Raw genomic sequence first — 11,685 nt, forward strand, 5'->3', positions numbered from 1 at the left:
CGCTCACCCGGCGGCCCCCGCGAAGAGGACGGACGGGGCGGCCACGGGCGCGCCTCCGCGCGGTGCCTCACCCGGCTCCGGGCCTTTCTGCGCCGCGGAACCGCCGGGTGAGCGGGGGCAGCACCGGGTACTCGGCGAACTCGCGCAGCGACATCACCGCGGTCGCCTCCCAGGGCAGGCGGCCGCGCCACCGGCTGGCCAGGCACACGTCCACCGCCTGGTCCACCTCCCGCCAGCGCCCGGGCGCCGGCTCGCCCGGCAGGCGCCTGGCCGCCAGGGCGGCGCCGAACGCGTCCAGGAACCCCCGGACCCGCTCCCGCCCGGCGCGCACGACCCCGGCGCCCGGGTCCAGGGACAGCGCGCGGGCGCGCCGGTCCACCAGGTACAGCTCCGGGCGCAGGTGGACGCTGCCCATGCCCAGCGACTTGCCCATGCCGATCTTGTGCGCGTGCTCGGGGTCGGCGGGGTCGCCCCCGTCCACGGGGTTGTCCAGCAGCAGGGCGCGCAGTAGCGCACCGAGTTCGCCGTCGGTGAGGTTGGTGAAGGTGATGCGTGAACGAAAGGTGAGACCGTCGCGGAGGGGGACGACGTCGCGCTGGGTGTCGCGGGGCGGTTCGGGCCGGGACCCCGGCGCCAGCACCGTCAGCCCCAGCTCCTCCTGGGTTCGGGCGTCGTAGCGCACCGGTCCACCCGGGGCGGCGCGGTGCCGGTGCAGGTACACCTTGTACCCGCCCAGCCGCACCAGGCCCTCGTGCGACCACGTGATGATGTCGGGCCGGTCCCCCGAGGCGGCGTCGGGCCCCTGGAGCAGGTAGTTGGCGAAGCAGCCGCGCTGGGGCGAGAGCAGTTGCACGCGCAGGGCCGCGCCGTCGGGGTAGTCCGGGTCGGGGTCGGTGCTCAGCGCGCTGCCGAAGGACACCCGGCCCTTGGACGCCCCCGCCTCGCCCGCGAAGGTGTCGGTGTCGCCGAACAGGGCCCGGCACACGTCCACCGTGCGTCCCGCCCGGGCGGCCCTCTCCGGGTCGCCGTGCTGGGGGCCCAGGACGGGCGCGGGCAGGGCCCGGCGGACCGGGTTGTCGTCGCTGACGGCGATGCGGTAGCCGCCGGAGCGGCCGAAGGAGACCACCGCCCCGGACGCGTCGAGGTCGAACCAGACCGGTTCGAGCCCGCGCCGGGGCAGGCCCCCTCCGCCGGTCCCGGCGACCGGTTCGCGCACGGGGTCGGCCGCGCCCGTGCCCAGGGTGTCGGGGAAGGCGGCGCGCTGGTAGCCGGTGACCTGCTCGGCCGACTCGAACAGCTCCACCATGGCGTCCGGGACGGGCAGTCGTGCGCCCAGGTCGGCGGGCCGGGGGAAGAGGTAGGCGTTGCGGCGCTCGCCCGCGGCGACCCCGGTCAGGACCACCAGGGCCCGTACCACCCCTCCCCCGCCCGGGCCGCGGGTGCCCCCGGCGCGGGCGTCCAGGTAGGCGCGGGCCTCCTCCCCGGTGGGTGCGACGGCGGCCACGCGCCGTTCCCCGGGCAGGTGGACGGCGTGCACCCACCGGTACTGGAGGCGTCCGTGCTGTTCGTGGGTGGTGGGGACGTAGGCGGTGCTCCTGGGCGGGTCGGGGAAGTCGTCCACGCCGAAGTCCCAGGTGCGCAGGCTCTCGCGCAGGACCGTGAAGGGCACCTTGAGCGCCTGGCCGGGCTCGCCCGACAGGGCGGTGGCGGGGACCTCGACCACGTACCAGCGCCCGTCGGGCGGCGAGTGGAACAGGAACCCCTGCTTGGTGCGCAGCCCGGACCGGCGCCTGCGGTACTGGGAGTGCTGGTGGGCCATGACCCTGCGGGCGCGCGCGGACAGGGCGCTGTCGGCGCTGTCGGGGTCGATGCGCACGGGCGCGCGGAAGAACAGCATCGGGGTGTTGACCGGGCCGGTCTCGCCGCTGGTGAGCATGCGCACGGTGTTGCGGACCAGGCCGCGCAGGGTCGAGCCGGGAACGGCGGGCAGGTGGCGGTCGCCGTGCGGGAAGCGGGTGGAGGCGTTCACGCGTCCGCGTTCGAGGGTCTGGCCCACGAAGGTGGGGGTGAGCGTGGTCAGGGTCAGGTCGATCCACCCCGAGTGGGTGCCCGCCACGGTGCGGTCGTGGCTGCGCAGCAGATCGTCGGTGGGGAGACCGCCGTGCAGGTCGGCGGCGGGCACGGGGGTGTCGGCGATCCTGACCAGGCCGTAGGGCGCGGTGGCGTGGAACCGTCCCGCCCGCGGGCGCGGTGCGCCGCCGCACGCACCGGGGCTCACCACGGCCGTCCCCCGCGCCGGATCTCGTCGCCGGTGCCCGCGTCGAACTCGGGTCCGGTCGGCTTGACCCCCGACCGCATCCCGGTGAGCCGGTGGAAGGCCACGCCCACCGCGCCGGTGGCGGGGTCCTGCGCCCAGTACTCGCGCACCGTCAGCCAGGTGCCCGTGCTCTCCAGGGCGGTCCCGGCGCCGGGCACGGGGCGCAGGCGGCCGGAGAAGTCGGTCCACGCCACCGGGAGCACCGCCTGTGTGCCGGAGGGCTCCCGCGTCACCGACAGGGGACCCGCGCTGTCCGGGACGCGGCTGGAGGAGGGGCCGTTCCAGCCCTGGAGGAGGAGGGAGCGCTCACGCGGGCGCAGCTCCTCGGGGAGGTCGCCGGGGGCGTCCGCGCTGATCCACCCGGCCTCGGCGCCCTCCCCGAGCCGGATCTGCGCGTGCGCACCGAACACCAGGACCTCCAGGACGCGCCAGCGGTCGGCGGGGCCCGGGGGCGCGGCCGACAGGTGGGCGGTGGGCGGCTGGTCCGAGCGGTGCCACCGCGCTCCCGGGCAGGCGCCGGTGACGCGGCCGTCGCCGAGTTCGGCGAGCAGCCACTGCGGCCGGTCCGGTGCGCCGGGCACGCCCGGAACGCCGGTGTCGAGCAGGCGGCAGCGGAGACCGCGGACGAAGACGTCGTCGAGGACTCCGTCGACCTGCGCGGCGGTCAGGCGGCGCACGGCCAGGCCGTGCGGGCGCGGGGGCTCGTGGTTCACCGGGGCTCCTCCGTCGTGGGCGCGGGGGCGAGCGCGGCGCGCAGGGCGGCCAGCCAGCCGCGGGCGGTGGCCGCGTCGTCGCTGTCGGGTGTGAACAGGGCGGTGATCAGGTCCACCGTGTCCGGCGGCCCCCCGCCCGGGGGGTGGGTGGTCAGGAGGGCGCGGGTGGCGGTCAGGCGCCCGTTCCCGGTTCCGGCGCCCGCGCCGAGGGTGTCGAAGGGTACCGTGGCCAGCTCCCGCACGAGGAGGGCGAGCAGGCCGCGGACGGCGTCGTCGGGCTCGCGCACGTCCAGGACCGCCTCGGCGCTGCCGCCGCAGTGCAGGTCGGTGGTGAACAGGCGGCCGTCCACGGCGTCGCCGAAGAGGGAGTCCACGGTCAGCCGGGTGGCGGTCAGGGGTGCTCCGCCGGTGAGCACGGGGACGGTGCGCAGCCGGATCCGGGCGGGGCGCGGGAGGCCGCGCCGGTCGGTGTCGGCGCCCCACCAGTGGTCGTGCCAGTCGCGCCACCGGTCCGGCCCGGCGCCCAGGTGTTCGGCCGCGTCCCGGACCAGTCGGCCGCCGACCCTCTTGAACAGGGCGAACAGCGCGGTGTCGCCCAGGACCGGGGCGGGCTGGACGGCGGCCTTGTCCGGATCGGTGACGGCGGGGCGGTGGCGGTGCGCCCGGTCCGCCTCGCCCAGGCGTTCGGGGGCGGGGACGTCGCCGACCATGAGCAGGCCGGGCCTGGGTTCGCGCGGCGGCGGGGCGGTGGGGTCGGGCTGCTCGGCGACGGCCAGGGTCAGGTGGAGTTCGGTGCGGTGGCGGCGGTCGGGCCGGTGCGCACGGGCGAGCGCGTGCGCGGCGGTGGCCCCGCGCCCGCAGGCGCGCAGGGCCTCGGTCAGGGCGGTGGCCAGGTCGGCGGGGGCGTCGGCGAGCGCGTCGGCGCCCTCCTCCCAGCGCCGGGCCCAGGAGCGCGCGTGGTAGGCGAACCAGCCGCGCTCGTCGGTGAGGTCGTGGCGGCGCGCCGACCAGTGGGTGGCGCGGACAGCGCCGTAGCCGCGGCCGGTGCGCGCGCCCACGCGGACGCCGGGCCCGGACCCGTCGGGGCCGGAGAGCCCGTCGCAGGCCAGGAGCAGCAGGGTGAGCAGGCGGGCCTCGTCGGCCGGCGCGGGGACGTGCAGGCGCAGGTGGGCGGTGAAAACGGTGCCCGCGGGCAGGATCTCCCATCGCCATGTTCGGCCCGGCCGGACGGTGCTTGCGGCCGGGTCCACCCGGGTGCCGGTGCGGACCGCGACGGCGGTGTCCTCGGGGAGTTCGGCGCGGGCGTCGTCCACGTCCAGCGCGCTCGCGGCGGCCCCCTCCCCGCCCGGCGCGGCCTCGGACTCCGCCGATCCGGTGAGGGCGCGGACGTCGTCGGGGTCGCCCGTGCGGGCCGCGAGTTCGTGGCGCAGCAGCCCGGCCAGGGTGGTGGCGCGCAGGCGGGGCGCGCCGGTGAGCGGATCGCGGTCCACGTGCAGGTCCACGTCGTTTCCGGTGGCGTGGCGGGGCCTGGCCCGGGCCGCCCCGACGTGGGTGTCGGAGAGCAGGCACAGCCGCAGGGTGACCTCCCACAGCAGCCCGGGCGGGGCTGGCTCGCCGCTCACCCGGGGCCTCCCCCGCCGGGTCGTCCCCCGTCCTGCTCGGCGCGCGGCGGGCGGGCGGCCTCGGCCAGCCAGGAGGAGACCAGGACCAGGGAGAGGCGTGCGGCGGCGCGGCGCTCCCAGTCACGGGCGCGGGCGGACAGGCCTTGGCCGCCGGGGGGCAGGCCGTCGGGCAGGGAGAGGTCCACGGCGGAGACGGCCCGGGTGTAGGCGGGGCTGTGCACGGGGTGGGGCCGGTTGTCCCTCCACCATGCCTCGGCTCCGCCGGACAGGTCCGCCAGCCAGGACCGGACGCTGACGGGGTGGTCGTGGCCCGGACGGACCAGGCGGGCCCGGTCCAAGGCGCGGGCGGCCCGGTCGTGCAGGACCTTGTGGGCGCCCGCCGTGCCCGTGTGGCCGGGGGCGCGGCCGCGGACGGTGCGTTCGAGGGCGGCCAGGGCGTCCTCGGGGGTGGAGTGGGGGTAGGCGGCGACCTCGCGCAGGCGGCCCGACAGGCCGGGGGTGAGCGGGGCTAGCAGGCGGGCGGAGCCGCGGGCCAGGGCACGGGCGTGGTCGCGGACGGGCTGGACGGCGGCGTTCCACAGGAGCGCGTCGTACAGGGCGCGCAGCTGGTCGTCCTCCTCGGGGAGGGGCGCCGCGGCGGGGACGGCGCGGCCGTCGGGGAGGGCGACGGTGCCCGGCGGGCGGCACGCGAGGGGTTCGGCCAGCGGGGCGAGGGGTTCGGGGCCGGGAGGGGGCGGGTGGAGCAGGGTGAACTGGCCGTGGCCGTCCACGACCCGTTCGCCCAGGGGGTGCGCCTCCAGGTCGCGGACCCGCTCGGTGTCCAGGTCGCGGTCCAGGACCAGGCGGACCACAGCACCGGGGCGGGCGGCCCAGCGCTGGGCCATGGGGCCGTGGTAGCCGCGGTGGTAGGCGCCGACGAGCCCGGCCTCGGCGTGGTCGGCGAGGACGCGCGCCCGGGCGCCGGGCAGGCGCCGGGCCAGGAGGTCGAGCACGGCGGGCACCAGGTGCGCCGGGCGGTACTGGCCGTCGTCGCCCACCAGCAGCGCCGGGGAGAGCAGGAGCAGGTCGAAGGGGGACCCGGCGGCCCAGGAGCGGGGGCCCGAGGGTTCGACGCGGTCGGGTGACAGGAGGCGGTCGGGGTCGGCGGGTGCCACGCGGACGCCGCCGTGGGCCCGGGTGCCCCCGGAGCCGAGGGTGAGGGTGCCGTCGGCCCGGGCCAGGAAGGCGACGAGGCGTTCGGCGAGCTCGCGCAGGGCGGCGCGGTCGGGGGCGCGCAGCTGCCAGCGGGCCTCGAAGACCTGGCCGGGGTCGATGCTGGTGGTGAGGAAGGGCACGCCCCGGGGCGCGTCGCCGGTGCGGGGGCGGCCGAGGTACTGCTCGGCGGTGGTGCGTACGGCGGCGCGCAGGGAGCGGTCCGGGGTGAGGGGGTCGCGGACCGCGCGGTAGGGCGTGGCCGGGTCGGTGGGGCCGAAGGCGTCGACGGTGGTGTCGCCGTCCTTGCCCGGCGTGTACAGGTGGGCGGGGGCGGGGTGGGCGGCCCCGGTTTCCAGAAGGGGGTGGGCGGGGGCGAAGCGGACCTGTTCGCCGCGGACCACCCAGTCGTGGAGTTCGCGGTCGAGGCCGGCGCGCCGCAGCGCGGCGGCGAGCATGCCGCGCTGGGCGCGGCCGCTGACGGAGTGCTCGGAGTCCACGCGCAGCGGGTCGAAGGAGGTGCGCACGGCGAGGGTGCCGGTCAGGACGTAGCGCAGCGGAAGGTAGCCGCTCACCGCGAGCCCGCTCACGTGCCCGCCTCCGTGTCCCGGTGCGGTCCGGTGCCGCGCCGTGGCGTCCGCGCCGGCACCGGATCCGCGCCCGCGACGGTGTTCCCCGCCGGAGGGGCGGTGGGGCCGGGCGTCGCCGTGCCGGGGGAACGGAGTCTCATGGGGGTGTACCTTCCCGTTCCCGGCCGCCGTTCACGGGCGCGGCCAGGCCCAGGGTCACCTCGTGCGGGTCGCCTCCCCCGGCCCCGGCCAGGCGCACGTCCACCCGGCCCCGGCCGCGCGTGCCCCTGGACCCGATGCGGGTGGTGGCCAGGCAGGAGCGGGCCAGCAGCCGCCAGTGCTCCTCCCCCGGCGGGGAGGCCCAGGTCAGCGCGGCGGTGAGGGTCAGGCCCGGCAGGAGCGCCCGGTGCGTGCGCAGGCGGCCCGGCTCGGGCGCGCCGTCCGGACCCACCGCGATGCCCGACTCCAGGGTCGTGTAGGCGTCGGTGACCGCGCGGCGCAGGGTGGAGCGCAACGGCTCGGCCCGACCGGCGAGCGCGCGGGCGACCGCGGCGCGCACCCCGTCGCCCAGGACGGCGTGTCCCAGCCGCAGCATCCGGTCCGCGCCGTGCGAACCCCCGCGGCCGAAGACCTCGTCGCAGGCCCCGGCCAGGCCGGGCGCCACCGCCAGGGCGCTGACCGCGCCGGCGCGCAGCCGCGCGGCGAGGCGGTGGCGGGGCAGGTAGGGCAGGCCGTGCTCGTCGGTGACCACGTCGGTGTCGGCGCCCGTGCCGTCCGCGCTGGCGCCGGCGAACAGGGCGGGGGAGGCCAGGTGCACGGTGAGGCGGTCCGGGAGGCTCACCGGAACGCGCCCCGCGGACGGGCCGCCCCGGTACGCGGGCCCTGGCTCCCCGCCCGCCGCTGGGGGCGGTGGGGGTCGAGGGCCGCCGCCAGCCCGGGGTCCAGGTGCAGGTCCATCACCTCGACCGCGTCGAGCAGGCCGCCGGGCGTCCAGTCGCGGGGCAGGTCGACGGGCCCGCCCGTCGCGTGGGCGCGGCGGGCGAGTTCGGGCCCCGGGTCGGCGCCCGACTCCAGCAGGGGGGCCAGCGAGGAGACCAGCCAGCCCCGCTGTCGGGTGTCCCCGTCGGCGAGCAGGCTGCCCGGGGCGGTCGCGGACAGGTACCGGTCCAGGAAGCGGGCGAACCCGGTTCCGGTCAGGGGCTGGGCGGTGCGCGGCACGGGCGCCCCGCGGGCCCGGTCCAGGCGGCGCAGCACCCGTCCGACGCCGTCGAGGCGCGTCGTCCAGGCCACGGCGTGCTCGTCGCCCGCTCCGGGGTCGGCTTCTGCGGCCTGGAGGCGGTGCTGTTTGGCGCGGCGGCACATCGCCTCGCACAGGTCGTAGCCCAGCGACAGCGGGGCGCCCACCGGCTGCACGGCCACGCCCACCCCGACCGTGGGCACGAACGTGGTGTGCGCCGCGCCGCCCGGCGCGACCACGGTGCGTCCGCCGCCGGGGCGGTCGCCGTGGGCCTCGGCGAGCGCGCGGTGCAGTCCCACCCGGGGGTCGCGGTCGTCGCCGACGCGCTCGGGGTCGGCGTCCAGCCAGTCGAGGGCGTAGCGCACCAGGCTGAGGGCGAGCCGGGCGTCGCACAGCACGGTCAGGTCGTCTCCGGCGACCACGACGGGGCGGACCGGCAGGGACACGGGTCCGGGCGGCTCGTGGTGCAGGGTGATCGGCGCGGCGGCGCCGGTGCCCGGGATGAGGGGGCGCCGGCCGGGTCCGGCGTGGACGGTGGCCGCCACCGCGCGCACCAGGACGCGGGCCAGCCCCTCGGTGAGTCCGGCGATGCGGGTGGACAGGCGGCGCTGGGCGAAGGCGCCCGAACCGGGCACGGCAGGGTCACCCGCGCGTTCGCGGTACTCGCCCAGGAGCGCGCCCAGGCCGTTGACGTCGATGTGGACGACCGCGACGCGGCTGAGGCCGCCGTGGTCGCGGCCCAGGCGGTCCACCTCCATCGGCAGCGTCAGGGCGGGGGCTCCGTCGGCGGTGACGGCGTCGGCCAGCCAGTCGCGGCTGTGGGCGCGGTGCCAGCGGCGGCCGATCCCCCGGGCCCGGGCGACGTCGGCGGCCACCCTCTCGTGCACGTCGGGGTGGTCGTCCTGGGCGCGGCTGCTGTCCACCGACTCGGCGGGGCCGCCGCTGACCGAGCACACGGCGGTGATCCCGTACCCGTGGGCGGGGGTGTGCAGGGCCGACATGTGCCGCCGCGCCTCCCGCAGCCGTGCCGGGAGCAGGGCCAGCGCCTCGTCCACCCCGGCGGCCGCCGCCGTGTCGGCGTCCGGCGCGCGGTCGGCCCCCGGGGCCCCGGTCGCGCCCGTGCGCTCCGGCGCGGCACCGCCCGGGCCCCCGGCCCCGGGACCGTAGGCCACGTGCGCCACCACGGGGGTCAGTTCACCGGCGCGGTCGCGCAGCCTGCGGGTGTAGCGGGCGGTGAACCCGCGCGCCGAGGCCGTGTCGGGGAAGACCGCGGTGAGCGCCCCTCCGGCGTCGCGCAGCACCGCGCAGTCCGGCGGCACGAGGTCGGCGATCCCGTGCTCGGTGTCGGAGGTGTCGGTCAGCTCCGCGACGAGGGCGGCGCGCCCCACCGCGTCCAGGATGCGCCGACCGCTGTAGACGTAGGCCTGGATGCCGCGCAGGTCGACACCGACCACCACACCGCTGGACGGCGTTCCCCCCGGGCGCGTCGGGGCACCGGGGGGCCGGTGCTGCTCGGGGGCGAAGGTCACCGTGTCGGGCTCCTCCATCGGCGGGACGTGCGGGAACGCGGCGCCGCCGTGCGGCGCCTGCTCACCTCTCTCGGACGGTGCCGCACGACGCACCGGATACCAAGCGATACCAGTCCGGGTCCGCGGGGCCGCGCCCCGCCCCGGCACGACGCACCCGCTCCCGGGACGCCGCGCCGTCCGGCCCGGGCCCGGGGGCCTCCTCCCGCGGGTCCCTCCGCCCGGGCGCGCGGCGCTGTCCGAGAGAGCACCCCGGGAACGCGGCGCTGTCCGAGAGAGCTGAGTGCACACCGCCCCGGTACGGAAGGTTCCCCGATGGCACCGCACACGTCCGAGACGATCGCGCCGCCAGGGCGCGACGCGTCCGTCCCCGCCGCCGCGAGCGGCGCGCCGCTCACCCCCCAGGACCTCGTGCCGCACCTGCGCGGCCTGGCCCGCGCCCTGCGCGACCGGGGCGCGGACCGGGCCGGGCGGGAGCGCGCCCCCTCGCCGTGAGCGCACGCCGCCGGCTCCCGCCCCCGTCCACGGGGCGGGAGCCGGCGACCGGACCGGGCGCCGGTGCGGTCACCGGCCCCGACCGGCGGGGATGCTCCTGTGGACGTCAGTCGAACAGGGCGCCCCCGAACTCCTCCTCGGCGACGGCGTGCGCCCGGGGCTCACCCAGGCGGGCGCGCCTGGGCACCCGGTGCGGGGTCCGCCGGGGGCGCTGGGCGGGCACCCGGGCGGACGGCTGGTCGCTGGTCACCGTGTCCACCCGCACGGAGCCGAAGCCCTGGGCGGTGTACTTGCCCGCTCCGGTCAGCTCCAGCAGTTCCAGGAGGGTGGCGAAGGCGTCGGCGTGGCGGCGCTCGCCCCCGGCCAGGTCCAGCCGCAGCCCTCCGTGCCAGCCGAGCACGGTGCGGTTGTCGGCGTGCTGGTGCTCGGCCAGCCGCACCTCCTCGCCGGGCAGGGGCTCGCGGCGCACCCGGGCCAGCCCGCCGAACACCAGCTCCAGCCAGGGCTCGGCCAGGGCGGGCGGCGCGAACCGGGCCACCGCGCCCACGGCCCCGCTGCCGCCGACGATCCCGCCTCCCGAACGGTGCACCGCGCCGAAGAGGCGCCGCGGGGTGGGCCAGATGTGCGGAATACGCTCACCGGCGGCGTCGCGCGTGGTCATGACGACGGGGGTGCGGCTGCGCACCTCGGCCGAGCGCACCGCGGACGGGCCGCGCGGCTCGGTGAGCATCTGGCCGTAGGTGCGGTCGAAGGTGCGGGTGACCGAGAGGGGCACCAGCAGGTGGTCGCCGATGCGCTGGGGGTCGCCGACCAGCTCCTCCGGTGCGAGCGGGGGCGGGATGTCGTCGTCCAGCCAGGTGAGCGTCCAGTGGTGCAGACGGTCGCCCAGGGGCGAGGGCCACCCGTTCATGGCCCACCGCTTGGCGGCGGCGTGCTCCTCCGGGGACTGGGGCCACCAGCGGTTGAGCAGTCCGTGGCAGTCCTCGGGCCGGATCGGCCGCGCCGTGTCCGCCAGATCTCGCAGGATCACGGTCCACCGCATCGGCACGGGCACCACCCCTTCACTCGGTCGCGGCGGCGGGCACACGCCGCCGAGGACTCCTCTCGGACAGTGCCGGGCCCTGTCCACGGCCTCGCGTTCCCACGGGCACCGCCCTCCGTACCGGGACCGGGGCCGCCCGTGGACAACCGCTTCCGACCACCGGACGCGTACACGGTCCCCGCGGACGGGGTCACGGCCCTGCGTGCGGGCGCCGAGTGCGCCGGGTCTTCGGACGCGCACGGCCGTGGGTCCCCGGTTCAGCCCTCGGCCATCTCCAGCAGGCGCAGCACCGTGCGCCAGTTGCGGCCCGTCACCGTCCCGTCGACGTGCCGGGCCACGAGGTCGGGGAGTCTGGCGTGTCTGAGCCCCAGCTCGTGGTGGGTGTAGACCTGCTCGCCCACCACCGCCAGGCGCTCGCGCGGGTGGGCGGACGGGTCGAGCGCGGCCAGTGCGGCGGCGTCCACGGCGCCGGAGCAGAACAGGACGAGGAACTTGGCGGGGTCGGGGACGGGGAGGGGATTGGCCTGCACCGCGGCGCGCATCTGCCCGGCGGTGCGCACCACGGTCGGCACGTCGAGCCCGAGTTCGGCGTCGACGGCCTCCCGCACCCGCCGGGCCACGGCGTCGGGTCGCGTCCCCTCGGCGCTGAACACCGCGTTGCCGCTCCGGAGGTGGGTGGCCACGTCGCCGTAGCCGAGCCCGGCGAGCAGGGAGCGCAGGTCGGCCATGGCGACGCGGCGGTGCGCGCCGAGATTGATTCCGCGCAGCAGCGCGACGTACCTGGTCATGCCCGCCATTGTGCCGAGACGGCGAAGGGGCGCACAAGCGTTCGATCGCGGTTGTGGACAACCCGCGGCGACGCGTCCGACGACCGGTCTCCGCTCCGGGGAGCCGGCGCGCGGGCCCCGCGGCCTTCCGGACCGGTCCGCGGGCCCCGGCGGGCGCCGCGGGTGCGTACGCTGGCACGCGTAGG

9 protein-coding genes are annotated in these 11,685 nt (G+C 78.4%); 1 reads left to right on the top strand and 8 read right to left on the bottom strand.

The genetic code is table 11. The features are described from left to right. Nucleotides 1-67: 67 nt before the first annotated feature. From PV789_RS19635 to PV789_RS19660, 6 genes are all read right to left on the bottom strand, one after another. On the bottom strand, nucleotides 68-2,281 hold the full coding sequence (locus PV789_RS19635; protein ID WP_274973995.1) for a TIGR03986 family type III CRISPR-associated RAMP protein: 2,214 nt from the start codon (nucleotides 2,279-2,281) through the stop codon (nucleotides 68-70). After that, nucleotides 2,275-3,030: a hypothetical protein gene (locus PV789_RS19640; protein ID WP_274973996.1), complete on the bottom strand. Its 756-nt coding sequence runs from the start codon at nucleotides 3,028-3,030 to the stop codon at nucleotides 2,275-2,277. Before PV789_RS19640 ends, PV789_RS19635 begins: the two co-directional genes overlap by 7 nt. After that, the gene (locus PV789_RS19645) at nucleotides 3,027-4,652 is read right to left on the bottom strand and encodes an RAMP superfamily CRISPR-associated protein (protein ID WP_274973997.1); all 1,626 of its coding nucleotides are present in this window, start codon (nucleotides 4,650-4,652) and stop codon (nucleotides 3,027-3,029) included. The genes PV789_RS19640 and PV789_RS19645 overlap by 4 nt, the downstream gene beginning before the upstream one ends. Continuing rightward, complete coding sequence (locus tag PV789_RS19650) at nucleotides 4,649-6,433, bottom strand: hypothetical protein (protein WP_274973998.1); 1,785 nt, start codon at nucleotides 6,431-6,433, stop codon at nucleotides 4,649-4,651. The genes PV789_RS19645 and PV789_RS19650 overlap by 4 nt, the downstream gene beginning before the upstream one ends. A gap of 136 nt (nucleotides 6,434-6,569) precedes the next feature. Further along, a complete protein-coding gene (locus PV789_RS19655) occupies nucleotides 6,570-7,253 on the bottom strand; it encodes a hypothetical protein (protein WP_274973999.1) in 684 nt (227 codons plus the stop codon). Continuing rightward, entirely contained in the window at nucleotides 7,250-9,196 is a 1,947-nt protein-coding gene (locus tag PV789_RS19660) for a hypothetical protein (RefSeq protein ID WP_274974000.1), read from the bottom strand. Before PV789_RS19660 ends, PV789_RS19655 begins: the two co-directional genes overlap by 4 nt. Nucleotides 9,197-9,490: 294 nt before the next feature. On the opposite strand from PV789_RS19660, the gene PV789_RS19665 reads away from it, so the two are divergent. After that, the gene (locus PV789_RS19665; protein WP_274974001.1) at nucleotides 9,491-9,670 is read left to right on the top strand and encodes a hypothetical protein; all 180 of its coding nucleotides are present in this window, start codon (nucleotides 9,491-9,493) and stop codon (nucleotides 9,668-9,670) included. Between the two features lie 106 nt (nucleotides 9,671-9,776). Here the strand turns inward: PV789_RS19665 and PV789_RS19670 are convergent, their stop codons facing one another. Continuing rightward, nucleotides 9,777-10,712, bottom strand: a complete 936-nt coding sequence (locus PV789_RS19670; protein ID WP_274978187.1) for a CRISPR system precrRNA processing endoribonuclease RAMP protein Cas6 — start codon at nucleotides 10,710-10,712, stop codon at nucleotides 9,777-9,779. A 257-nt stretch (nucleotides 10,713-10,969) separates the two neighbouring features. Then, nucleotides 10,970-11,509: a DUF1697 domain-containing protein gene (locus tag PV789_RS19675; RefSeq protein ID WP_274974002.1), complete on the bottom strand. Its 540-nt coding sequence runs from the start codon at nucleotides 11,507-11,509 to the stop codon at nucleotides 10,970-10,972. Between the last annotated feature and the right edge of the window lie 176 nt (nucleotides 11,510-11,685).

It is taken from the genome of Nocardiopsis camelliae (assembly GCF_028993595.1).
Lineage (GTDB): Bacteria > Actinomycetota > Actinomycetes > Streptosporangiales > Streptosporangiaceae > Nocardiopsis > Nocardiopsis dassonvillei.

Coding starts and splice junctions, on each gene's coding strand:
- PV789_RS19660 (WP_274974000.1), bottom strand. CDS start 9,196: ATGGAGGAGCCCGACACGGTGACCTTCGCCCCCGAGCAGCACCGGCCC.
- PV789_RS19665 (WP_274974001.1), top strand. CDS start 9,491: ATGGCACCGCACACGTCCGAGACGATCGCGCCGCCAGGGCGCGACGCG.
- PV789_RS19670 (WP_274978187.1), bottom strand. CDS start 10,712: ATGCGGTGGACCGTGATCCTGCGAGATCTGGCGGACACGGCGCGGCCG.
- PV789_RS19675 (WP_274974002.1), bottom strand. CDS start 11,509: ATGGCGGGCATGACCAGGTACGTCGCGCTGCTGCGCGGAATCAATCTC.